Source organism: Sphingopyxis sp. SE2 (assembly GCF_032227185.1).
GTDB lineage: Bacteria > Pseudomonadota > Alphaproteobacteria > Sphingomonadales > Sphingomonadaceae > Sphingopyxis.
Window position 1 is genome coordinate 4,266,082 of the sequence record NZ_JAPMXW010000001.1, and the last position, 23,064, is coordinate 4,289,145.

The window sequence follows — 23,064 nt, forward strand, 5'->3', positions numbered from 1 at the left end:
GCATTTGGAAGAAGTCCTGGCGTCCGAACCCGGACCGCATGTCGCCGCGCTCTTCGATTTCGACGGGACGATCATCTCGGGCTATTCGGCGACTGCGATGCTGCGCGAGAAATTCCAGCGCCGCGAAATGTCGGTCGAGGAAATCGCCGAGACCGCGAACGTCCTCGCGCAGCACAGTCTCGGCAGCATCGGCTTTTCGGGGCTGATGACCGCCGCCGCCAAATTCATGAAGGGCGTCGACGAGCAAAGCTTTGTCGAGTTCGGCGAGGAACTCTACAAGAAGCATATCGCGCGCAAAATCTATCCCGAGACGCGCGCGATCATCGAAGCGCATCAGGCAAAGGGGCATCGCGTCGCGATCATCTCGTCGGCGACGATCTATCAGATCGAACCGACCGCGCGCGACCTTGGCATCACCGACATCAAATGCTCGTCCTACGAGATCGAGGATGGCGTCTTCACCGGCGACATCATCCGCCCGCTCTGTTTCGGCGAGGGCAAGGTTCTCGCCGCCGAGGAACTCGCCGCCGAATATGGCCTCGATCTGGACCAGAGCTTTTTCTACTCGGACAGCGACGACGATATCGAGCTGCTCGAACGCGTCGGCAAGCCGCGCCCGCTCAACCCGAACATGAAACTGAAAGCCATCGCCGACGAACGGAACTGGCCGGTGCAGCGCTTCGCCAGCCGCGGCACGCCGAGCTGGGTCGATTACACGCGCACCATCTACGCCACCGGTTCGCTCGTCGGCGCCTTCGCCGCGGGGCTGCCGATCTGGGCGCTGACGCGTTCGCAGCGCGAGGCGGTCAATTTCTCGATGGGGCTGTTCGGCGATTTCGCGACCGCGATCACGGGCGTCGAGCTCGAGGTCGAGGACGAGCGCCACCTCTGGTCGTCGCGCCCCTGCGTCTTCATCTTCAACCATCAGAGCAAGGCTGATGTGATGATCCTCGCCAAGCTCATCCGCCGCGATATGGGCGGGGTGGGGAAGAAAGAGATCAAGGACATCCCCATCCTCGGCAAGCTGATGGAATGGGGCGGCACGGTCTTCGTCGACCGCGCCGACGGCAAAAGCGCGATCAGGGCGATGGAGCCGCTCGTCGACGCGATCCAGAAGGAAGGCAAATCGATCTGCATTGCGCCCGAAGGGACGCGCAGCCTGACCCCGAAGCTCGAACCCTTCAAGAAGGGCGCATTCCACCTCGCGATGCAGGCGGGGGTGCCGATCGTCCCGATCGTCATCCATAACGCGACCGACGTCGCGCCGAAGAATGAGTTCGTGATGCGCCCCGCGACGGTGCGCGTCACCGTGCTGCCGCCGGTCGATACGTCGGGGTGGAGCGTCAAGACGATCAATTCGCACGTCCGCGACGTCCGGAACATGTTCCTGCGCACGCTGGGCCAGGCGGAGGAGAGCGTCGCGGAGTCGGTGGCGGCGGAGCCAGTGAAAGCCAAGCCGAAAAAGGCGGCCGACAAGAAGCCTGCGGCGAAGAAGAAGGCGCCAGCAAAAAAAACCGCCGCGCGCAAGGGAAAGACCGGCTAAGCGGTGGCCGACGGAACGCCCCGCAACCCGATCGTGGCGGAGCAGGCGGCCGACCGGCTTTACATCATCGACGCGCGGCATGGCGTCGAACGGCGTATATTGCTCGACTGGATTCATGCGACGAGCGGCGATGACGAGCCCGCATGGGCGAGCCTCGATATCGAGGATGGCGACCATGCGCTTCCCGTCGACGTGCTGCAGGCGCGGCTCGGCGGCGCGGCGTCGCGGCAAGTCGTGCCGCTGCGCGTCGCATGGCGCATCCCGGGTTTCGACAAGGGCCGCGCGCTCAAATTCCGCCACTTGATCTTCGGCGACCCGCGCCATCCGGGGCCGCTGCGCGCGCGGCTGATCCTGCTCCGCGACCGCCGCCGCGCGCAGATATTGGTCGGCGAGGCGGCGACGCTCGACGCGCTTCGCGACCGCTTTTGCGCGCAGACCGGCGGGGGTGACGGCGAGGGGGCGGACAGCCCCGAATTCGCGGGCTTCGTCGCGCGGCAGGCGGCGCTCGCGCTCGACGTCGCCGAACGCGGGATTCGGGGGACGCGCTACAAGGTGCCGCGCTTCGTCGCCGATGGCCTGCGCACCAGTCCCAAATTTCGCGCCGCGCTCGCCGAGCTGGCGGAGAAGACGGAGCGTCCGGTCGCCGACCTGTTCCGCGAGGCGCGGCCGCTGATGAAGGAAGTCATAGCGCGGCCGTCGGCGCTTTTTCTCGATCTTCGCGCACGTCTCGATCGCATGATGTTCGGCGGCTATGCGCCCGAGATGGAGGTCGATGCCGCCGAGCTATTGAAATTGCGTGTAATTTTGCGCGAGCACCCCACCGCGATCCTCTTCACGCACAAAACCTATATCGACGGCGCGACGCCGAGCCGGCTCGCCTATGAGAATGACCTGCCGATGCTGCACAGCTTCGGCGGCGCCAACCTCGACTTCGCGGTGATGGGCGAATTCTTCCGGCGATCGGGGATGATCTTCCTCCGCCGCAGCTTTCAGGACCAGCCGCTCTACAAGCTCGTGCTGCGCCACTATATCGCCTGGCTGCTCGCCAAGCGTTTCCCGCTGAGCTGGGCGTTCGAGGGCACGCGCTCGCGGCTCGGCAAGCTGATGCCGCCCAAATATGGCCTGATGAAATATGTCCTCGACGCGGCGCATGCGACCGGGACGCGCGGTGTGCATTTCGTGCCCTTCGTCACCAGCTTCGATCTGATCCGCGACGTCGAGGAATATGCCGCCGAGCAGACCGGTCGGAACAAGAAACCCGAAAGCCTGTCGTGGTTCCTCGGCTATATGAAAAGCCTCAAGGAACCCTCGGGTCGTATCCGCCTCGACATCGGCGAGCCCGTTGTCATTGCCACCGCTCCGGGGCCCGACGACAAGCGCGCGCTCGAACGCATCGCCTTTGCCGTCGCGGTCGAGGCGAACCGCGTCACCCCGCTCACCGTCACCTCGGTGATGTGCCTGATCCTGCTCGGCATGGCGCCGCGCGGCGCGACCTCGGCCGAATTGCTTGGCGCGATCGGCGCGGTGACCGACTGGGCGCGGGCGCGCAGCATAAGGCTCAGCAAGGAGCTCGAAAGCGGCGATGATGCCGCGCTGTCGGCGACGGTCGACACGCTCGTCGCGAGCGGGCTTTTGACGCGCTACGAGGCGGGCAGCGAGACGATCTATTCGATCGATCCCGCCAAGCATCCGATGGCGAGCTATTATCGCAACATCATCGCGCATCATTTCCTCGATCGCGCGATGATCGAACTGGCGCTGTTCGAACTGCGCGACGCCGACAAGGGCGATGCGACCGCCGCCTTCTGGGCAAAGATCGATCGTCTGCGCGACCTGTTCAAATTCGAATTTTTCTACCCGCCGCGGGGCGAGCATCTTGCTGCGATCGAAGCCGAACTGGCGCGCATCGATCCCGTCTGGGACCGGCGGCTTGCAAGCGGCGACCGCGGCATCGCGCAGCTCCTGCGCCGCTGCCAGCCCGTCGTCGGTCACGCGATCCTGCTGCCCTTTGCCGAAGCCTATTCGGTCGTCGCCGAACAGCTTGCACGCGCGAAGCCCGGCGAGACGGTTGACGAAAAGGCGCTGCTCGACGCCGCGCTGGTCGAGGGGCGGCAGGCCTGGCTGCTCCGCCGGATCAGCAGCGAAGCGGCGATCGGCAAGTTGCTCTTTGCGGGCGGCCTGTCGCTGATGCGCCATATGGGGCTCGCCGATGAGGCGACGCCGGACACGCTCGCCGGGCGCCGCGCGCTGCTGACGGAACTGCGGGGGTTGGCCAACGTGATGGAAACGATGCGGCTGTCGACCGTCGCGCTGGCGGACCGGCTGCCGGGAACGAATGATGCCTGACATTCCCATTCATTTCTTCCGTCATCCCGGCGAAGGCCGGGATCTCATCGTGGCAATCTGACGCAATGGCGAGATCCCGGCTTTCGCCGGGATGACGATTTTAGGTGGAGGATAAATGCTCAAACAGCTCAGCGCACAGGACGCCCAGTTCCTCTACACCCAGACCGCGAACAACCTGACGCACATCATGGGGGTCTATATCTACGACCCCTCGACCGCGCCGGGCGGCTTCGTGCGCTTCAAGGATATCATCCGCCACGTCGAAAGCCGCGTCGACACCTCGCCCTTGTTCAAGCGCCGCCTTCACCGCCTGCCGTTCGACATCGACCATCCCTATTGGGTCGAGGACGAGCATTTCGATATCGAGGCGCATATGAGCCACGCGCGCCTGCCCGAGCCCGGCGACTGGCGGCAATTCTGCATCGCGGTCGCGCGCTGGTTCTCGAAACCGATGGATATGAACCGCCCGCTCTGGGACATCTATATCATCGAGGGGCTCGACCGCATTCCGGGCATCCCCAAGGGCAGTTTCGCAATGCTCCACCGCGTCCACCACGCCGCGGTCGATGGCGCGTCGGGCGCGCACGCCTTCATCGCGATGAGCGACATCGATGCGAAGGGCACCCCCGCTATTCCCGAACCGCCGCCGGTCGAGGAACTCGGCGATCCGCCGTCGAGCGCCGAAATCGTCTCGCGCGCCTGGTCGGCGTCGATGCAGTCGCCGGTCAAATTCATCAACGCGCTGATGAAGATGTCGCCCGCGATCGTCGCGTCGGCGCGCAAGTCGATCGCCGAGGGCGGGATGACCGCAGGGGTTCCCGAAACGCGTTTCAACGTGCCCGTCGGCCCGCACAAGATGTTCGACGCGACGACGGTCGCGCTGACCGACGTGGCGGAGATCCGCAAGAAAGTGCCCGGCGCGACCGTCAACGACGTCGTGCTCACCACCGTCGGCGGCGCGCTGCGCAAATATCTTCAGAAGCATAAGGAATTGCCGAAAGAGAGCCTTGTGGCGGTGGCACCGGTCAATCTGCGCGGCAAGGGCGGCAAGGCCAGTACGCCGGGCAATCAGGTCTCGGCGATGAGTGTTCCGATCCGCACCGATATCGCCGATCCGCTCGAACGGCTCGCGGCGGTGCGCGACTATACGGTCGAGGCGAAGGAGGCCAAAGCGGGCGTCAGCGCGCGGATCATGACCGACCTGTCGCAGCACATCCCCGGCGCGACGATGGCGGCGGTCGCGCGGCTCGTCACCAGCGAGCGGTTCGCGGTGCGTGGCACCAACCTTTTCATCTCGAACGTCCCCGGCGCGCAAGTGCCGCTCTACCTCGCGGGCGCGCAGCTCGTGCAGCAGCACGGCATGGCGCCGCTCGCCAACAATATGGGACTGTTCGTCGCAACGCCGAGCTATAACGGCCGCATCGCCTTTTCGATCATCGGCGAGCGCTCGATCATGCCCGACATCGCTTTCTTTCGCGAATGTATCGATGAAAGTTTTGCCGACCTGATGGCGGCGGTGCCGAAGCCCGAAAAGCCGAAAGCCGCTACGGCAAAGCCGAAAGCGGCGGCTAAGCCTGCTCCGAAACCCAAGGCGAAACCAAGAACTGCGGCCCAAACTGCGACAAAGAGCAGGGTGAAACCGGTTGCTAAAGCGAACGCAACCGGCAAGACTCGCAAAAAATAACGATGCTCTCGCAGGACTACCGAATGCTTTTCACCCCGACGCTCAGCGCCGACCGCGACCTTGTGACCGCGCCCGATTATGCTGCCTGGACCAAAGCGGCGCACGAGCATGACCGAAAATCGGGTATGCAGGCGTGGCGCGACGCCGACGAAAGCAAACATTTCGATTACAAGGCGATCCGCGTGCGGCTCGAAAAGCTGCGCAAGCTGTCGGCGGCGGGCGACGTCAAGGGGCTGCTCTTCGTGCTCAACGAAGGCATCCACGGCAATATCGACGGCATGGGGCACGAGCGGCTGTACCAGAAGGCGCGCTTCGGCACGAAAAAGCTGGTCGAGGATTATGTCGCTGAGGTCGTCGCATCCTTGGACAAGATCGCCGCAGCACGCAGCATCGGCCGCGAGGAAAAGCGCGATTTCTTCCGCCGCGCCCAGCATTGCTACGGCCGTTCGGCGCTGCTGCTCTCGGGGTCGGGCAGCTTCCTCTTCTTCCACATCGGCGTTGTGAAGGCGCTCTGGTCCGAAGGCGTGCTGCCGTCGATCATGTCGGGCGCCAGCGGCGGGTCGATCGTCGCCGCGATCGTCTGCACGCGCAAGAATGCCGACATCGGCGCCTTCCTCGAAAGCGAGCGGCTCGCGAACCCCGATCGCGGTCCCGAGGGACGCCGCCTCGCGTCCGACGAGGTGCGCGAACGCCTCGCCGAACTGATCCCCGACCTCACCTTTCAGGAAGCCTATGAAGTCAGCGGGCGCCACCTCAACGTCTCGGTCGCGCCTGCTGAGAAGCATCAGAATGGCCGCCTGCTCAACGCGATCACCGCGCCGAACGTGCTGATCCGCGAAGCCGTGCTCGCCTCCTGCGCGGTGCCCGGCGTGTTCCCGCCGGTGATGCTGATGGCGCGCGACGACGACGGCAATCGCATCCCCTATCAGCCCGACCGGCGCTGGGTCGACGGATCGGTGACGCACGACATCCCGACCAAGCGGCTCGAACGCCTCTATGGCGTCAACCATCATATCGTCAGTCAGGCGAACCCGATCGCGCTGCCCTTCGCCACCGACACGCGCAAGCAGATGGCGCCGATCGAGGCCATTCAACATGCGTCGATGACGACCTTCAAGGCGTGGCTCAACGCCAATATGGTGATCTTCCAGAAACCGCTCGAGCTGATCCCGCCCCTGAACAGCATCGCCAATATGGCGCGCTCGGTGATCAACCAGGAATATACCGGCGACATCAACATCATCCGCCCGCCCAAATTCTGGTCGCCCGCGAAGATTCTCTCGGACCTCGGGCAGGACGACATCGACGAGCTGATCGACACCGGCATGCGCACCGCCTGGCCGAAGATCGAAATGGTGCGCACCCAGACCGCGATCAGCCGCGCGCTCGAAGCGATATTGGCCAGGATCGACAAGGCGGGCGACGACGGCCCCGGACATCGCAGCGCGGCGCTCAAAAAGGCGGTGCGCTGAATATGGCGAGCGGCGCGCTCGTTCTGCCGCACGGGTCGGCGGGCGCGGGCGCGGTGCTTCATGTCACCCATTGGCTGCCCGAAGCCCCGCCGAGGGCAATCGTGCTGCTCGCGCACGGCTATGCCGAACATGCCGGGCGCTACGAACATGTGGCCAAGCGGCTCAACGACGCGGGTTATGCCGTCTACGCCGTCGATCATTGGGGGCACGGGCGGTCGGACGGCGAGGGCGGCTATGTCCCGCGCTTCTCGGCCTTTCTAGACGGCATGGCCGAGCTGCTGACTTTGGTCGAGATCAACCATGGCGACACGCCGCGCCTGCTCCTCGGCCATAGCATGGGCGGGCTGATCGCGGCGCTGTTCCTCGTCGAACGCCAGCAGGCCTTTGCCGCCGCCGCGCTTTCGGGCCCCGCGATCCTGCCCGCCGAGCCGCCCTCGCGCGTCACCGTCTGGCTTAGCCGCTTCCTGTCGCGCTTCTTCCCGCGCCTCGGCGTGTTGTCATTGGATGCGAACGGCGTGAGCCGCGATCCGGCGGTGGTCGAGGCCTATCGCGCCGACCCGCTCGTCTACGAAGGCAAGATCGGCGCCCGGCTCGGCAAGGAATTCATGGACGCGATGGCGGTCGCGCAGGCCGATGCGCCCAAGATCCGCCTGCCGATCCTGATCCAGCACGGCGAGGCCGACCGTCTCACCGCCCCGGCGGGCTCGCGCTATCTGTTCGCGAACGTCGCCTCGACCGACAAGGCGCTCAAAATCTACCCCGGGCTATTCCACGAAATCTACAACGAGCCCGAGCGCGATGCGGTGCTGGGCGATCTGGTCGGCTGGTTCGATACGCATGTGGGGGATTAGGCCTGATCGAACCCCTCCCCTGAAGGGGAGGGGCTAAGGAGACGCCATGAAAATCCTTCTCGTCCTCATCTTCGCGCCGCTCATCACGCTCGCGCTCTTCTATTTTCTCTTTCCCGAACAGCTTGTCCAGCTGATGCGCTGGCTGATGCGTCGCCGCGCGCGCGTGGTGCGCAAGACGGTGACGGTCGACGGCCGTGTCTGGCCCTATCTCGAAGGCGGTGACCCGTCGAAGCCCGTCCTCGTGATGGTCCACGGCTTCGGCGCCGACAAGGATCACTGGACTTTCTACGCGCCGTGGCTGACGCGCGACTACCGGCTGATCGCCCCCGACCTTCCGGGGTTCGGCGAGAATGACCGCGACGGCGAACTGCCCTTCGACGTCGCGAGCCAGGCGGCGCGGCTGAAAGCCTTCCTCGATGCGCTCGGGATCGAGCGCCCGCATCTCGGCGGCAACAGCATGGGCGGCTGGATCGCGCTGCGCTTCGCGATCGATTATCCGGGCGCGCTGCGCACGCTGACGCTGATGAACAATGCCGGCATCCTCGGAACCAACGAAAGCGAACTCCAAAGGCTGGCGGCCGACCGCGACTATAATCCGCTCGTGCTCGCCAATCTCGAGGATGCCGACCGCCTCGTCGCCTTCGTCGTGCGCAAGCCGACCTACGTTCCCGCCCGGCTGAAGCCCGTAATCTACGCCGACGCGCTGCGCCACCGCGACCTGCTCGACAAGATTTTCTGGGTTATCGCCGACGAGATGGAGGAAAAGCCGCTCAACGACGAGCTTGGCAAGGTGACGGTGCCGACGCTGATCCTCTGGGGCCGCCACGACAAGCTGATCGACGTCAGCTGCGTCGCGGTGCTCGAGGCGGGGATCGCGGGCAGCCGCAGCCACATCTTCGATCACGTCGCGCACGTCCCGATGATCGAGGATCCGAAAGCGACCGCCGAGGTTCAGCGCGCCTTCCTTGCGGAGCATTAGATCCTTCCTGTGGCGAAGCGATGGGGAGGGGGACCGTCGCCGTAGGCGATGGTGGAGGGGCCGCGACGGTAGCGCTATTAGCCCCTCCGTCAGCGGCTGCACCGCTGCCGCCTCCCCATGCCTTCGGCACAGGGAGGATCGGGCAAGCTTGCCAAGCCCCGAATACCCCGCCACTCTCCCTCCAAAATAGCGGGAGAGCGCGATGCGGTTGAAGGTGGGGCTGCTCGGCGGGGGCAGTTGGGGAACGACGGTCGCGGCGGTGGTGTCGCGCAACGCGCCGATCACGCTCTGGGCACGCGATGCCGAGACGGTCGAGAGCATCAACGGCGCGGGCGAGAACCGCAAATATCTTCCCGGCATCAAGCTGCCTTCGGCGCTCCGCGCGACGAACGACATGGCCGAGGTCGTCGCGGGCGCCGATGTGCTCGTCATGGGGGTGCCCTCGCACAGCTTTCGCGCCGTGCTCGAGGAAGCGCGGAACCATCTGCGCCCGTGGGTGCCGGTGATCAGCCTCACCAAAGGCCTCGAACTCGCCTCGGGCAAGCGGATGACCGAGCTGATCGAGGAAGTGCTCCCCGGCCACCCCGTCGGCGTGCTCACCGGACCCAATCTGGCGCGCGAGATCATGACCGGGCAGGCTGCGGCGAGCGTGCTGTCGATGGAGGACGAGATCGTCGTCCGCGCGCTGCAGCCCGTGTTCCACTCGGGGCTGTTCCGCGTCTACACCAACACCGACCTGCTCGGCTGCGAGCTCGGCGGGGTGCTCAAGAATATCATCGCGATCGCGGTCGGCATGGGCGACGGGCTCGGCGCGGGCGACAATACCCGCGCCGGGCTGATGACGCGCGGGCTCGCGGAGATCACGCGGCTCGGGGTGGCGATGGGGGGACGCCCCGAAACCTTCGCGGGGCTCACCGGCATGGGCGACCTGATCGCGACCTGCACCAGCCCCCTGTCGCGCAACCGCCACGTCGGGGTCGAACTCGGCAGGGGGCGCCCGATCGACGAGATCATCGCGGGGATGAACATGGTGGCGGAGGGGGTGAAGAGCGCGCCGACGGTGATGGCGCTCGCCGACCGATATGATGTCGACATGCCGATCGCGCGCGACGTGTTCGACGTGACGCAGGGCCGGCGCAGCGCGCTCGACGTGTTTCGCGGGCTCCTCAAATCGAGCGTCGGCGACGAGGCGCATCCCGGCTGAAATCCGTGGGTTTCGGCGATTCTACCGCGAAGCGTGCCGAATCGTCGTCGAGCCGGGAATAAAAGGCGCCGCTGCTTCGTTTCTCTCCTGTCCAACAGGATCCAGAAGGAGACGAAAAATGAAAAAATGGACGACTCTGGCGATGCTCGCCGCTCTCCCCGCCACGGCCGCGGTTGCCGCCGTTCCCTATCATGCGATGCCCCCCGGCTTCGAAGCGCCGCCGATCCGCGCCGAACCCATCGCCGGCATCGTGAACCAATATTGGTACAATTATAAAGCCGATATCCTCGAAGCCGAGAAGGAGCTGCGCAGCGACCTTCACCGCGCGACCGACCGCGAAGACCGCTGGGACGCGTGGGACGAATGGACGGTCGAGGTCGTCGATGCCGACAAGGATTATGTGAAGGAAATGCGCAAAAAGGGCTATCGCGTCGGCCGCGTGACGGTCGGCGGATAAATCCTTCGATTTCCTCGAGTTCCCCGAGCCCTGCTCGGGTCGCAGGGAAGGGCGGGTGTCATGGGGCACCCGCCCTTTCTTTTTTCCCATCGCCCCCGCGAAGGCGGGGGCCGCTGTCGTTTTACGCAGCGATGAAGGGCAAGGCTGCCCGCGGCCCCCGCCTTCGCGGGGGCGACGGAGGAGCTAACCGCCCCCCTCAGCCAGCAGCACAGCCGCCTCCTTGCCCTGCCAGTCGATCGCGCCGATCACGCGCCAGATTTCGTGGCCCTCGGCGTCGTAATAGATGCTCGTCGGCAGCGCGCTGTTCGCGGCGTCGAGCAGCCCGTTTTCGGGATCGAGATAGGGCTGGAGTGCTTTCAGCCCCGCCTTTTGGAACCAGGGATCGACGACCTCGGCGCCCTTCAGATCCTGCGCGACCGCGATCACGCGCATCGTTTCGCCATTCTTCGCCGCGAGCGCGTCGAGCGTCGGCATTTCGGCGACGCACGGCGCGCACCAGGTCGCCCACAGGTTGACGAGCAGCGGCTTGCCGCGGAACGACGCCAGCGTCACCGGCGCGTCGTCGGGACCGCGAAACGCCGCGGTGGGTGCCGCTTCGCCCTTGTGGCTGCGATCGATCACATATTCGAACTGGTCGATGCCCTTCGCTTGGCCCGCCGAAACATTTGCTTGGCCCTGCGCCGCTTGCCCGCCCGGCTGCTTTTCCCTATCGCAGCCCGCGATCGATCCGGCCAGAAACACGGCGAGGATCGCAAGGGACGGATTTGGAACGCGGCGGATGGCGAATACTCCGGACAGCAACAGCATGTGGGGTGGCCGCTTCGGTGGCGGACCCGCGGCGATCATGCAAGAGATTAACGCATCGATCCCAGTCGACAAGCGCCTGTGGGAAGAAGATATCACCGCGAGCCGCGCGCATGCGGCGATGCTCGGCGCGACCGGAATCATCGCCGCCGAGGACGCCGCCCAAATCGACCGCGGCCTTGCCCAGATCGCAGACGAATTTGCACGCGATGGCGTGCCCGTCGACCTCGCGCTCGAAGACATCCACATGACCGTCGAATCGCGCCTGAAGGAGCTGGTCGGCGAAGCCGCCGGGCGGCTCCACACCGCGCGCTCGCGCAACGATCAGGTCGCGACCGATTTCCGCCTGTGGACGCGCACCGCGTGCGAACGCATCGATGCGGGGCTGAAGGCGATCCAGACGGCGCTGCTGACGCGCGCCGACGAACATGCCGACAGCATCATGCCGGGCTTCACGCACCTGCAGGTCGCACAGCCGGTCACGCTCGGCCATCACCTGCTCGCCTATGTCGAGATGTTCGCCCGCGACCGCTCGCGCTTCGCGGATGCGCGGGCGCGCCTCAACGAATCGCCGCTCGGCGCCGCGGCGCTCGCCGGAACCAGCTTCCCGCTCGATCGCGATGCGACGGCCTCGGCGCTCGGCTTCGACCGCCCGATGGCGAACAGCATCGACGCGGTGTCGGACCGCGACTTCGCGCTCGAATTTTGTGCCTCGGCGTCGATCGCCGCGATCCATTTGTCGCGGCTTGCCGAGGAAGTGGTGATCTGGGCGAGCCAGCCCTTCGGTTTCGTGGCTTTGCCCGACGCCTGGTCGACGGGCAGCTCGATCATGCCGCAAAAGCGCAACCCCGACGCCGCCGAACTGGTGCGCGGGCGCGCGGGGCTGCTGCTCGGCGCGTTCCAACGCCTGTCGGTGATCGTGAAGGGGTTGCCGCTCACTTATTCGAAGGATCTGCAGGACGACAAGGAGACCGTGTTCGGCGCCTTCGATGCGCTCGCGCTGTCGCTCGCCGCGATGACCGGCATGGTCGAAACCTTGACCTTCCGCACCGACCGCATGCGCGCGCTCGCCGCGTCGGGCTATTCGACCGCGACCGACCTCGCCGACTGGCTGGTGCGCGAAAACGGCCTGCCGTTCCGCGAGGCGCATCATGTCGTCGGCGCCTGCGTCAAGCGCGCCGAGGAACTCGGCGTCGAACTGTCGGCGCTGCCCGCGGCCGACGCCGCCGCGATCCATGCGGCGATCACGCCCGATGTGCTCGCCGCGCTCACCGTCGAAGCGTCGGTCGCCAGCCGCATGAGCTATGGCGGCACGGCGCCCGAACGGGTAAGGCAGGCCGTCGCCGCGGTCCGCGCGGCGCTCGAAGGGACGAATTTACGGTGAAGAACCACCTCGTCATCGCGACATTGGCTGCGACCGCGCTGCTCGGCGCGTGCGGCAGCAAGCAGGATCTGAAGCCGGTGGCGGGTCAGCCCGACCCGGTCATTCCCGTCGGCGCGACCCGCGCCCCGACCACGGAGGAGCTTACGACGCCTGACGCGCAGGCCCGGCCCGCGCGCAGCGACGAACTTCTCAAACGGTCCGAACAACGCGAACCCGACGATTTCGACTTGCCGCCCCCGGGCTGAGCAAAGCTAGTTTATCCGCTCGTGTCGAGCGAAGTCGAGACACCCATCGGTGTGGCTCTGACCTTCGGGGCATCTCGACTTCGCTCGATGCGAACGGACATGATAATCAGGACTTTCCTTCGATGGACCATTTTGAACTTCGTGACGGCGTGATGCACGCCGAAGATATTCCGCTGCCGCGTATCGCCGAGGAAATCGGCACCCCCGTCTATGTTTATTCGCGCGCGACGCTGGAGTGCCATGCGCAGGCGTTCCGCGACGGGTTGAAGGATGTGCCCAGGAAGCACCTCGCCTTCGCGATCAAGAGCAATCCCAACCTCGGCGTGCTGCGCGTGCTCGCGCGGCAGGGCTATGGCGCCGACGTCGTCTCGGGCGGTGAGCTCGAACGCGCGCTCGCGGCGGGCATGGCGGCCGAGGACATCGTCTTTTCGGGCGTCGGCAAGACGCGCGCCGAGCTGGCGCTCGGCCTCGACCGCGGCATCGGCCAGTTCAACATCGAGCATGAACCCGAGGGCGTCGCGCTTGCCGAGATTGCGCTGCGCAAGGAAATGACCGCGCCGGCGGTGCTGCGCGTCAACCCCGACGTCGACGCGGGCACCCACGCCAAGATCTCGACCGGTAAGGCCGAGAACAAGTTCGGGGTCGGCATCGACGTCGCGCCCGAAATCTTCGCGCGCCTCGCGGGGCTGCCGGGGCTCAACATGCGCGGCATCGCGGTGCATATCGGCAGCCAGCTCACCAGTCTCGCGCCGTTCGAGGCGGCGTTCAAGCGCGTGGGCGAGCTCGTCGCCGATCTTCGCGCCGCGGGGCACAGCATCACCCATGTCGATCTCGGCGGCGGGCTTGGCGTGCCGTATCGCGCGGGCGACAATGTCCTTCCGCCGTCGCCCGCCGACTATGGCGCGATGGTCGCGCGGGTTACCCGCGATTGGGACGTCACGCTGATGTTCGAACCCGGCCGCGCCATCGCGGGCAATTCGGGGGTGCTGCTGACGGAAGTTTTGTGGGTCAAGCCCGGTGCAACCCACCCCTTTGTGATCGTCGATGCTGCGATGAACGATCTTGCACGGCCCGCACTCTACGACGCCTGGCACGATTTCGCCGCGGTAAAGCCCTCGGGCGAGACGATGACCGCCTCGATCGTCGGCCCGGTCTGCGAAACCGGCGACACCTTTGCGCGCGACCGGCTGATCGACAAGGTCGAGTCGGGCGACCTCGCAATCTTCCGCAGTGCGGGCGCCTATGGCGCGACGATGGCGTCGACGTACAACAGCCGCAGTCTCGTTCCCGAGGTACTCGTCGACGGCGACCGCTATGTCGTCGTCGCCGACCGCATCGCCGCCGGCACGATCATGGCCGCCGAGCGCGTCCCCGACTGGATCGACTAGCCTTTAAACCCCTCCCCTTCGGGGGAAGGGCAGCGAGACTTGGTCCGGCATAGCCGGGTCTTGGTCGAGCGGGGTGGGGTCTATCGGCCTTGCTCCATGTTTCGAGGCCCCACCCCAACCCCTCCCCTAAAGGGGAGGGGCTTGCTATAGGCGCTCCATGCACCAACTCCCCGTCTTCCTGAACCTCGCCGGCCGCACGGTCGTGCTGGTCGGGGAGGGGGAAGCCGCCGACGCCAAGGCGCGGCTGATCGCCCGCGCCGGCGGGCGGATCGTCGCGTCGTGGGAAGTGGGCGCGACGATCGCTTTCGTCGCGCTCGATGACGGAACCGAAGCGCGCGCCGCCGCCGATGCGCTGCGCGCGCGCGGACTCCTCGTCAACGTCGTCGACCGCCCCGACCTCTGCGACTTCACCACTCCCGCGATCGTCGACCGCGCGCCGGTGACGATCGCGATCGGCACCGGCGGCGCGTCGGCGGGGCTCGCGAAAGCGATCCGGCAGCGCATCGAAGCTCTGCTGCCCACGCGGCTGGGCGCGCTCGCATCGGCGCTCCATGCCGCACGGGGCGCGATGAAGGCGCGCTGGCCCGACGCCGCCGGCCGCCGACGTGCGATCGACGCCGCGCTCGCGCCGGGCGGCGCGCTCGATCCGCTCGACGGCGATGCGGCCGACAAGGTCGATGGCTGGCTTGCGGACGAAACGCCCGCATCGCCATCGCGCCTCGAAACGATCCGCCTGACGAGCGCTGATCCCGACGACCTCACGCTGCGCGCCGCGCGCCTGCTCGGCGAGGCCGACCATGTCTTCCATCCCCCAACCGTCGCGCCGGCGATCCTCGACCGTGCGCGCGCCGACGCGGTGCGCTACGTCGCCGATGCGCCGCCCGCCAACCCGCCCGCGGGCTTGTCGCTATGGTTGATGCCCCCACGAACCGAATAGTCGCAACGACCGGAAACGACCGGAATCGACCGAACCTAGCCGTCGCCCCCGCGAAGGCGGGGGCCGCTGTCGTTTTACACAATGCCGCTGAGTAAGGCCGCTAGCGGCCCCCGCCTTCGCGGGGGCGACGGTTGTGGAATGTCCGCTTCCCACCCCAAAACCGCCTAGGGCGCGATCGCCAGCCCGTCGCCCTGCTTTCCCGCCGCGATCCGGCGCAGCACCTTGGCCGTAGCGACGTCGATCTCGGCGACCTTGTCGTGCCCCGTCTCGGCGGCATAGAGCCGCTTCGAATCGGGGCTGAACAGCAAGGTCACCTGCCCCTTCGCCGCCTCGCCGGACACTTTGATCGTCTTCAGCGGTGCGCGGGTTTCGGCGTCGAACAGGCTGATCGATCGTGCCCGACGCGATATTGCTCGTCGCGACGAGCCTGCCGTCGGGGCTCGCGAGCACGCGGATCGCGACCGGGTCGACCGGCAATTCGGCGATCTTCTCGCCCGATTTCGTATCCCACACCGACACGCGCGGCGCATCGAGGTCGCCGACCCACAGCTCGCGCCCGCCCTTCGTCAGCGCCAGCCCCTCGGGCTTGCCGCCGACGGCCAGGTCGCGCAGCTTCTTCCCGTCGTCGAGGTCGAGCACGCTCACCGTCCCCGACCCGATATTGGCGGTGTAGGCGGTGCGATTGTCGGGCGCGACGGCGATCATATGCGTGCCCTTCTGCCCGGTCGCGATCGATGTGAGCTTGCCGTCCGGCGCGACGACCGCGACCGACTCGCTGCCCTCGGCGGTCGCGACGAGCCGCCCGTCGGCCAGCCAGAGCAGCCCGTGCGGCCGCTCGTTGGGGCTGATGTCGATCGTCCGGAGCTTGGTGCGCTTCGCGACGTCGAATATATCGATCGTCGTCCCGCCATAAGCGACGACCGCCGCCTGCCTGCCGTCGGGCGAAATCGCGATCTCGTGCGGCATTCTGCCCGTCGGCAGCCGCGCAAGTTCGGCGCCGCTATCCAGCGCGACGACGCTCAGCGTGTCCTCGCCCTTGTTGCCGACGAGCAGCGTTTCGGCGGCCGCCGGACTGGCGAGGAGGACGCCGGAAAGGGCGGCGAGGACGGCGCGGCGCATGAGCAATCTCCCGGTTGTGACGGCGCATCCTATCCCGCCGGCGCGGCGCCGCAACCGCGCTTCGACCGACGGCATACGCAAATTACGTAAAGTTAACTCGGCGATCGGCACGCGCCCGCCTAGCCCAGACCGCGGCGGCAGGTCGCGCCGCCGGTCAGGACAGGAGGGGGAATATGGAACTGCCGCCCATTGATATCGCCGCGCTGCCGTTGCTCGATACCGCGGTCGGGTTGTTCGGGTCGCTGATGGGCGAAAGCGTCACGTCGGGGCCGTCGGTCTTCGAGATCGCGGTCACCATCGCGCTGATCGTCCACGACTGATCGCGGGCGGGGGCAGGCGGCGCGTTCCGCCGCCTGCTCCCGCGCTTTTCGCATGACCGCCGCCCGCTCGCGCCACGACCATTTCCCCCGCACCGACCCCGCGCGCCGCCAGCGCATCGGCGAAGCGGTCGCCGCCGACGACGCGGCATGGCGCCGCGCCGATAGCGCGCCCGGCGGCCTGTTCGCCGCGATCGACGCGGCCCAAGGCAAAGCGCCCGCGGTCGCGGTCGCGCGCCTCCTCCCCTGGCTTGCCGACACGGCGTGGCTGCGGGTCCGGCTCGACGCCGCGCTCGCGCTTGTCGCCGCCGACCCCTTCGCGCGCCCGCCGCTGCGGCTCGTCGGCGGCGGTGATGGCGGCGCGGGCGGGCTCGTCCTCGCCGATCGCGGCGGCGTTCGGCTGACGCTTCTCGTCCGCCCGGCGGGCAGCTGCATCGCGCCGCCCGCGACCGCCGTCTTCGTCCCCGGCCGCGCCGCGATCCGCGTCCTCGCAAGCGGCGGCGCCGCGCTCGTCACGCACGAGGTCGCCGTCGGCGCCGCCGAGGAAGCGGGCGGCTTCACCGCCGCCGCCGCCGCGCCGTGCCACAGCCACCCGCCGCGCGCGCTCGGTCCCGGCGAGCTGCTCCAGCTCGACACCGCGCGCCAAAGCTACAGCCTCGCCGATGCCCGCCGCGACGTGCTGCTGCTCGAACTCGCCGTCCAGCCGCCGTCGCCGCTTCCGATCCGCGCCTATGACGTCGCGAGCGGCCGGCTGATCCATATCAGCGCCTCGCGCCGCGACAGCAGCTTTCGCGCCATGGCGCTGACCCTGCTCCGCCACCTCGGCCGCACCGACGCCGCGCCGCTTTTCGCCGCCGAAACCACGGCCGGCGATTTCGCTGCGCGCTGGCACGCGATGCGCGAACTGGTCGCCCTCGATCCCGCCGCCGCGCGCCCGCATCTCGCGGCGATGGCGGCGAGCGATCCGCATCCCGAAGTGCGCCGCGCCGCCGCGTCAACGCTGACGCTCTTAACCCCCCTCCCGCTGGCGGGAGGGGTTGGGGGAGGGCCTGTTTCGGTCCATGCCGGCGAACATGCTCCACCCAAACCCTCCCCTGAAGGGGGGGGCTTAAGCGCGCCATGCCCCGCCTGATCGACCCGCCCGCCGGCCCGCCGCTCGACCTCGCCGAAGTCGCCGCGCGCCTCGACGAAAGCGGCGTCGACCTCGCCGACGAAGCAAGCGTCGCGCATTGCGCCGCGCTCCTCGCCGGGCTCGGGCGCAACCGCTTGTTTCTAGCCGACCGCGTCATCGCCGCGCTCAAGGCGAGCCACGCCGACCAGCTCGAAATCAACCGCCATTCGGCGCAGGTCTTCCTCCTCCATCGCGGCACGCGCGGCTTCTACCTCCGCGCCAACCTCTGGCCCGCCGCGACCGACGCGGTCTATTCCGCGAGCGGCGCCGCCGCCTTCTCCTACGGCGTCCCGCACGACCATAATTTCAGCTTCCTCACGACGGGCTATTTCGGCCCCGGCTATGTCAGCGACTATTATGACTATGACGCGGAGGCCGTCGACGGCCGCCTCGGCGAACCGCTGAACCTCCAATTCGTCGAGCGCAGCCAGCTCGATGAAGGCAAAATGCTCCTCTACCGCGCCCACCGCGACATCCACAGCCAGCTCCCGCCCGAAAGCCTGTCGGTCAGCCTCAACATCATGGACGAGGGCGAGCACGTCCCCTGGCGCGACCAATATATCGTCGACCTCGAAGGCGGCACGATCGCCCGCCGCCCGACGCTGACCAGCGGCGAAATGCTGCTCCGCTGCGCGGTGCATCTGACCGACAATGGAAGGGACGTGGCCGAGCAATTCGCGAAGGCGCACCCGATGCCCCGCGTGCGCGCGAACGCCATCGCCGCGCTGGCGGCGGTGGAGGAAGGCAAGGGCAGGGCGACAGTGCTGGAACGGGGGATGGGGGATAGCGACGCGCGGGTGCGCGATGATTGCCTAAGATGGCTTGCGATTTAGCCGCGCCCCCCTGTTGCGCCCCGCGACGGCATCCGCCAAGGATGCGGACCACGTCGCGGGAGGAGTGAAGCGTGCCCACGCTCGATTTCAAGGGTAAGCCATTTGTCTATTCGCACCATCTGTCGGTGCCCTTCCGCGAACTGGTGGTCGACGCGAGCAAAAGCGTGCCGCCCGCGGGCGAGGCGCCCGGCCTCGACGGCAATCTCATCATCCACGGCGACAATCTGGAGGCGCTGAAGGCGCTGCTCCCGCGCTACGCGGGCAAGGTCGATGTCATCTATATCGACCCGCCGTACAATACGGGCAACGAAGGCTGGGCCTATAACGACAATGTCAACGCCCCGCAGCTCAAGGCATGGCTCGGCAAGACCGTCGACGCCGACGATATGGAACGCCACGATAAATGGCTGTGCATGATGTGGCCGCGGTTGCAGTTGCTGCGGGAGTTGTTGAGCGAAACCGGTGTTATTCTTGTAAGTATGGATGAGACTGAAATCTCTCTGCTTTACAGTGCTATGGATGAAATATTCGGTAGCGATAACCGGTTTGAGAATATTATTTGGAAGAAGCGCTATGGAGGAGGGCCAAAGGAAAAATTCTTTGTAAATCTGCATGAGTATGTTTTGGTTTATGCTAAATCAAAGTCTGTAATTACGAAAATAGACAGGCCACTGACGCCAGAAAAAATCGAGCGCTACTATAAGTGGACTGATGAAAAACTTGCTATTCGTGGGCCTTACCGGCGTCAGCCTTTAGAGGCCGCCAAGAGCTTGGATAAGAGAGACAATTTGCGTTATGCCATCGAGGCGCCTGATGGCTCCTCGATTTGGCCAGGATATCAGTGGGTTTGGGAACCGGCTCGATATAAGCAAGCGAAAGACGCCAACGAAATTGAGATAATTGCCGGTGCTAGCGGCGGCTGGTCGGTACAGTACAAGCAATATTTGAACGACGAAGATGGCGCTGAGCGTAGCGAGAAGCAGGCTAGCGTGCTCTCGGGAGAGTCTACCTTCGTCGATGGAATTTATACGCAGACTGGATCCGCAGAATTGAGGTCAATTTTGGGGCCAGACGCGTTTCCCTATCCCAAGCCATCTTCGTTGTTGTCAACGATTCTGGAAGCGAAGTTTCACCCGACGGACAATGCTAATGTTTTAGTTCTCGACTCCTTCGCCGGCTCGGGCACCACCGCGCACGCCGTTCTCGCGCTCAACAAGGCCGACGGCGGCAACCGCAAATTCATCCTCGTCGAGACCGAGGATTATGCCGACGCGCTGACCGCCGAGCGCGTGCGCCGCGTGATCAAGGGCGTGCCGGGGGCGAAGGATGCGGCGCTGAAGGACGGGCTCGGCGGTAGCTTCACCTTTTGCGAACTCGGCGAACCGATGGATATGGAGCGCTTCTTTGCCGAGGATGGGAAGGCGCCGTCGTGGGATCAGGTCGCGCGCTATGTCGCCTATACCGCAACGGGTGAAACGCTCACGCGCGCGGAAGGCGAAGATGGTTTCGCCGGCCATGCCGGTCCCTACCGTCTGCACCTCCTCTACCGCGATGACCCGAAATGGATGCGCTCGAACGACGCGATGCTCGACCTCACCACCGCTGAACGCATCGCGGCGGCGGCACAGGCCGATGGCGGCAAGCCCGTGCTTGTCTTTGCCGCGGGCAAGCTGATGGGCCAGCGCGCGCTCACCGATCTCGGCATCACCTTCTGCCAATTGCCTTACTCGGTGCACCGCATCCTGGGCGACGGGAGTGAGGGCGTGGCGGGCGTCGATGCGGCTTAAGGAGTATCAGCTCGAAACGCTGGACAAGCTCGACGCCTTCGTCGCGCTGCTCGCGGCCGAACGCGCCGAAGAGGCCGCCACGCGCGCCTTCATCGCCAGCGCACCGGAAGCGATGCGCGAAAAACTGATGGAGGGGCAGGTCGATCCCGCCATCACGGCATGGAAAAAGGCGCAGGAACAGGATATCGCCGTCTCGCCCGACCCGTGGCGCGAACTGGCCGACGGACACGGCGCGCAGGTTCCACACGTCTGTCTGAACCTGCCGACGGGTTCGGGCAAGACGCTGATCGCCGGCCATGCCGTCGGCCGCATCCTGTCGGGTCTCGACGGCGCGATGACGGGCTTTGTCCTCTGGGTGATGCCGTCCGACGCGATCTACAAACAGACGCGCGCGCAGCTTCGCGATCGCGGCAGCGCGGTGCGACAGGCGCTCGAAGTCGCGAGCGGCGGGCGGCTCAAGCTCGCCGAAAAGGCGAATGATTTCACCCGCGCCGACATCGAACACGGCCTCGTCGTGATGACGCTGATGCTCCAGTCGGCAGGCCGCCGTGACAAGGAAACGCTGAAAGTGTTCCGCGACAGCGGCAATTACGCGACCTTCTATCCCGACGCCGACGACCTCACCGCGACGCAGGCGCTGCTGGCGCGCGTTCCCAATCTCGAAACCAACGACCTCGCCGACGGCACCCCCGGTTCGGTGCGGCAGAGTCTAGGCAACACGCTCCGCCTCGTCCGCCCGCTGATAATCCTCGACGAAGGCCACCGGGCGTACAGCGAGACGCAGAGGAGCACACTCGGCGGCATGAATCCGCGCTTCCTGCTCGAACTCACCGCGACGCCCGATCGCGAACAGTCCAATATCCTCGTCAAGGTCGGCGGGCGGCGGCTGCGCGATGCTGAAATGATCAAGCTGCCGATCCAGCTCGTTTCGGATGAACGGGCGCACTGGAAGGACACGCTCAAGGCCGCGCTCGACAAGCGCGCCGAACTGGAGGCGCAGGCGCGCGAACATCACGCCCGCACCGACCGCTTCATTCGCCCGATCCTGCTCGTCCGCGTCGAGCGGACCGGCAAGGATCAGCGCGACGGTGTCCATATCCATACCGAGGATGTGCGACAGGAACTGCTCAGCCAGCCCGGCATGCAGGCCGACTGGATCAAGGTCCAGACCGCGACCGAAAAGGAACTCGACGACACGCTGATGGACGAAACCAGTCAGGTGCGCGTCATCATCACCAAGGATGCGCTGCGCGAAGGTTGGGACTGTCCCTTCGCCTACGTCCTCGCGCTGCTGTCGAAGACGCAGGCAAAGACCGCGCTCACCCAGATGATCGGGCGCGTGCTGCGCCAGCCGGGCGCGAAGCGCACCGGTGTCGACGATCTCGACAGTGCGTGGGTCTTCTGCTCCGACCTGTCGGTCAAGGATGCCGTCGAGGGCGTGCGCAAGGGGCTCGACGAAGAGGGGATGGGCGATATCAGATCCTCGGTCCGCGCAGGCGACGAGGTCGTGGCCGAAATCCGCCGCGCCGACCGGCGCGATGCCTTCAAGGGCGAACGCATTCTGATCCCGAGCGTCACGCACGACGATGGCAGGGGCGGACGCCGCGCGCTCGATTTCGACGCCGACATTCTCGGTGCGCTCGATTGGGACGCCTTGCATTATGACGGCGGCGCGGCGCTCGACCTCGACGCCGCCGGCGCGCGGCGCGCGCGCGCGAGCTTCGATTATGGCGCGGCCGAAACGATCGAACGCCGTGGCGCCGTCATGCGCGAAGAACTCGCCAATGCGATCGACCGGCCCGACCTCGCGCGGCGCTTGCTCGGCCTCATTCCCAATCCGTGGATCGGAATCCGCCTCGTCGACGAGGGCCTTGTGGCATTGCGCGCGCGCGGAATCGCTGACGAAGAGATTGCGAAGGGGCGGCTCGATCTGCTCGATTCGATGCGCACCGAGCTGGAAGCAAAGATCGACGCGCTGGCGCGCGCGGTGTTCGAGGCGAAGCTGGCTGACGGCACCATCGCCTTCAGGCTGACCGGCAGCAAGGCCGATTGGGATATGCCGCAGTGGGAGGAGATCGAGTTCCGGCCCGGCCATGATCTGTGGCAGCGTAACAACGACGATCACGATCTGCAGCGGAGCCTGTTCGTTGATGCGATCAAGCAGGGCGATCTCAACGGCTTCGAGCGCGATGTCGCGCTCTATCTCGACGGCGAAAATGCGATCGCATGGTGGTGGCGGCTCGCTTCGCGCGGGGCATGGGGTGTTCAGGGCTGGCGCCGGCACAGGGTCTATCCCGACTTCCTGTTGCGTCTCGATGGGGAAGGGCAGCGGCTCATGCTGCTCGAAACCAAGGGTAAGCAGCTCGATAATCTCGATACGGCGTTCAAGCGCGACCTGATGGAATTGCTAGAAAGGGCTTACACCAAACCCGCGCCCGGCGAGGTCGACCTGTTCGACGATGCGGCCGACAGTATCCGTTTTCGTATATTGATGCAGGAGGCCGACTGGCGGACGAAGCTTCGGCAGGCGACGGCCTGAACAA

Annotated in this window: 19 protein-coding genes; 17 read left to right on the forward strand and 2 right to left on the reverse strand. The window is 66.3% G+C overall.

Going from position 1 to position 23,064, the window contains the following annotated elements; genetic code table 11:
• The first annotated feature begins 4 nt into the window (after window positions 1–4).
• The 8 genes from OVY29_RS20235 to OVY29_RS20270 all read left to right on the forward strand — a co-directional run bounded on the left by OVY29_RS20235 (window position 5) and on the right by OVY29_RS20270 (window position 10,536).
• Window positions 5–1,543, forward strand: coding sequence for an HAD-IB family hydrolase (locus tag OVY29_RS20235; protein WP_313912006.1), 1,539 nt, complete (start codon window positions 5–7; stop codon window positions 1,541–1,543).
• Between the two features lie 3 nt (window positions 1,544–1,546).
• A complete protein-coding gene (locus tag OVY29_RS20240) occupies window positions 1,547–3,889 on the forward strand; it encodes a glycerol-3-phosphate 1-O-acyltransferase (protein WP_037553596.1) in 2,343 nt (780 codons plus the stop codon).
• A gap of 115 nt (window positions 3,890–4,004) precedes the next feature.
• Window positions 4,005–5,573: a wax ester/triacylglycerol synthase family O-acyltransferase gene (locus tag OVY29_RS20245; protein WP_037553594.1), complete on the forward strand. Its 1,569-nt coding sequence runs from the start codon at window positions 4,005–4,007 to the stop codon at window positions 5,571–5,573.
• Between the two features lie 23 nt (window positions 5,574–5,596).
• Window positions 5,597–7,045 carry a DUF3336 domain-containing protein gene (locus OVY29_RS20250; RefSeq protein ID WP_313912007.1) on the forward strand — a complete coding sequence of 483 codons (1,449 nt, stop codon included), beginning with the start codon at window positions 5,597–5,599 and terminating at the stop codon, window positions 7,043–7,045.
• A gap of 2 nt (window positions 7,046–7,047) precedes the next feature.
• Complete coding sequence (locus OVY29_RS20255) at window positions 7,048–7,896, forward strand: lysophospholipase (protein WP_313912008.1); 849 nt, start codon at window positions 7,048–7,050, stop codon at window positions 7,894–7,896.
• Window positions 7,897–7,942: 46 nt separating this feature from the next.
• Window positions 7,943–8,875 carry an alpha/beta fold hydrolase gene (locus OVY29_RS20260; protein ID WP_037553590.1) on the forward strand — a complete coding sequence of 311 codons (933 nt, stop codon included), beginning with the start codon at window positions 7,943–7,945 and terminating at the stop codon, window positions 8,873–8,875.
• 202 nt (window positions 8,876–9,077) lie between these two features.
• On the forward strand, window positions 9,078–10,079 hold the full coding sequence (locus OVY29_RS20265; RefSeq protein ID WP_313912009.1) for an NAD(P)H-dependent glycerol-3-phosphate dehydrogenase: 1,002 nt from the start codon (window positions 9,078–9,080) through the stop codon (window positions 10,077–10,079).
• Window positions 10,080–10,197: 118 nt separating this feature from the next.
• Complete coding sequence (locus tag OVY29_RS20270) at window positions 10,198–10,536, forward strand: hypothetical protein (protein WP_037553586.1); 339 nt, start codon at window positions 10,198–10,200, stop codon at window positions 10,534–10,536.
• Window positions 10,537–10,719: 183 nt separating this feature from the next.
• On the opposite strand, the gene OVY29_RS20275 is transcribed toward OVY29_RS20270, so the two are convergent.
• The gene (locus tag OVY29_RS20275) at window positions 10,720–11,343 is read right to left on the reverse strand and encodes a TlpA disulfide reductase family protein (RefSeq protein ID WP_313912010.1); all 624 of its coding nucleotides are present in this window, start codon (window positions 11,341–11,343) and stop codon (window positions 10,720–10,722) included.
• Between OVY29_RS20275 and argH the strand changes: the two genes are divergently transcribed.
• The 4 genes from argH to OVY29_RS20295 all read left to right on the forward strand — a co-directional run bounded on the left by argH (window position 11,315) and on the right by OVY29_RS20295 (window position 15,294).
• On the forward strand, window positions 11,315–12,724 hold the full coding sequence (gene argH, locus OVY29_RS20280) for an argininosuccinate lyase (protein WP_235211424.1): 1,410 nt from the start codon (window positions 11,315–11,317) through the stop codon (window positions 12,722–12,724). The genes OVY29_RS20275 and argH overlap by 29 nt on opposite strands.
• Complete coding sequence (locus OVY29_RS20285; protein ID WP_052182001.1) at window positions 12,721–12,969, forward strand: hypothetical protein; 249 nt, start codon at window positions 12,721–12,723, stop codon at window positions 12,967–12,969. Before argH ends, OVY29_RS20285 begins: the two co-directional genes overlap by 4 nt.
• Before the next feature lie 122 nt (window positions 12,970–13,091).
• Window positions 13,092–14,357, forward strand: coding sequence for a diaminopimelate decarboxylase (lysA, locus tag OVY29_RS20290; protein ID WP_313912011.1), 1,266 nt, complete (start codon window positions 13,092–13,094; stop codon window positions 14,355–14,357).
• Window positions 14,358–14,514: 157 nt separating this feature from the next.
• Window positions 14,515–15,294, forward strand: a complete 780-nt coding sequence (locus tag OVY29_RS20295; RefSeq protein ID WP_313912012.1) for a siroheme synthase — start codon at window positions 14,515–14,517, stop codon at window positions 15,292–15,294.
• Here OVY29_RS20295 and OVY29_RS20300 read toward each other — a convergent pair.
• Window positions 15,265–16,413 carry an SMP-30/gluconolactonase/LRE family protein gene (locus OVY29_RS20300; protein WP_313912013.1) on the reverse strand — a complete coding sequence of 383 codons (1,149 nt, stop codon included), beginning with the start codon at window positions 16,411–16,413 and terminating at the stop codon, window positions 15,265–15,267. The genes OVY29_RS20295 and OVY29_RS20300 overlap by 30 nt on opposite strands.
• Window positions 16,414–16,586: 173 nt before the next feature.
• Between OVY29_RS20300 and OVY29_RS20305 the strand changes: the two genes are divergently transcribed.
• The 5 genes from OVY29_RS20305 to OVY29_RS20325 all read left to right on the forward strand — a co-directional run bounded on the left by OVY29_RS20305 (window position 16,587) and on the right by OVY29_RS20325 (window position 23,060).
• On the forward strand, window positions 16,587–16,733 hold the full coding sequence (locus OVY29_RS20305; RefSeq protein WP_161786524.1) for a hypothetical protein: 147 nt from the start codon (window positions 16,587–16,589) through the stop codon (window positions 16,731–16,733).
• 52 nt (window positions 16,734–16,785) lie between these two features.
• The gene (locus OVY29_RS20310) at window positions 16,786–17,862 is read left to right on the forward strand and encodes a HEAT repeat domain-containing protein (RefSeq protein WP_313912014.1); all 1,077 of its coding nucleotides are present in this window, start codon (window positions 16,786–16,788) and stop codon (window positions 17,860–17,862) included.
• The gene (locus OVY29_RS20315; RefSeq protein WP_200880129.1) at window positions 17,850–18,734 is read left to right on the forward strand and encodes a transposase; all 885 of its coding nucleotides are present in this window, start codon (window positions 17,850–17,852) and stop codon (window positions 18,732–18,734) included. Before OVY29_RS20310 ends, OVY29_RS20315 begins: the two co-directional genes overlap by 13 nt.
• A gap of 71 nt (window positions 18,735–18,805) precedes the next feature.
• Complete coding sequence (locus OVY29_RS20320; RefSeq protein ID WP_313912015.1) at window positions 18,806–20,521, forward strand: site-specific DNA-methyltransferase; 1,716 nt, start codon at window positions 18,806–18,808, stop codon at window positions 20,519–20,521.
• The gene (locus OVY29_RS20325; protein ID WP_313912016.1) at window positions 20,511–23,060 is read left to right on the forward strand and encodes a DEAD/DEAH box helicase; all 2,550 of its coding nucleotides are present in this window, start codon (window positions 20,511–20,513) and stop codon (window positions 23,058–23,060) included. The genes OVY29_RS20320 and OVY29_RS20325 overlap by 11 nt, the downstream gene beginning before the upstream one ends.
• Window positions 23,061–23,064: the final 4 nt, after the last annotated feature.

Coding starts and splice junctions, on each gene's coding strand:
- OVY29_RS20255 (WP_313912008.1), top strand. CDS start 7,048: ATGGCGAGCGGCGCGCTCGTTCTGCCGCACGGGTCGGCGGGCGCGGGC.
- OVY29_RS20315 (WP_200880129.1), top strand. CDS start 17,850: ATGCCCCGCCTGATCGACCCGCCCGCCGGCCCGCCGCTCGACCTCGCC.
- argH (WP_235211424.1), top strand. CDS start 11,315: ATGGCGAATACTCCGGACAGCAACAGCATGTGGGGTGGCCGCTTCGGT.
- OVY29_RS20305 (WP_161786524.1), top strand. CDS start 16,587: ATGGAACTGCCGCCCATTGATATCGCCGCGCTGCCGTTGCTCGATACC.
- OVY29_RS20300 (WP_313912013.1), bottom strand. CDS start 16,413: ATGCGCCGCGCCGTCCTCGCCGCCCTTTCCGGCGTCCTCCTCGCCAGT.
- lysA (WP_313912011.1), top strand. CDS start 13,092: ATGGACCATTTTGAACTTCGTGACGGCGTGATGCACGCCGAAGATATT.
- OVY29_RS20275 (WP_313912010.1), bottom strand. CDS start 11,343: ATGCTGTTGCTGTCCGGAGTATTCGCCATCCGCCGCGTTCCAAATCCG.
- OVY29_RS20310 (WP_313912014.1), top strand. CDS start 16,786: ATGACCGCCGCCCGCTCGCGCCACGACCATTTCCCCCGCACCGACCCC.
- OVY29_RS20325 (WP_313912016.1), top strand. CDS start 20,511: ATGCGGCTTAAGGAGTATCAGCTCGAAACGCTGGACAAGCTCGACGCC.
- OVY29_RS20295 (WP_313912012.1), top strand. CDS start 14,515: ATGCACCAACTCCCCGTCTTCCTGAACCTCGCCGGCCGCACGGTCGTG.
- OVY29_RS20245 (WP_037553594.1), top strand. CDS start 4,005: ATGCTCAAACAGCTCAGCGCACAGGACGCCCAGTTCCTCTACACCCAG.
- OVY29_RS20270 (WP_037553586.1), top strand. CDS start 10,198: ATGAAAAAATGGACGACTCTGGCGATGCTCGCCGCTCTCCCCGCCACG.
- OVY29_RS20250 (WP_313912007.1), top strand. CDS start 5,597: ATGCTTTTCACCCCGACGCTCAGCGCCGACCGCGACCTTGTGACCGCG.
- OVY29_RS20265 (WP_313912009.1), top strand. CDS start 9,078: ATGCGGTTGAAGGTGGGGCTGCTCGGCGGGGGCAGTTGGGGAACGACG.
- OVY29_RS20260 (WP_037553590.1), top strand. CDS start 7,943: ATGAAAATCCTTCTCGTCCTCATCTTCGCGCCGCTCATCACGCTCGCG.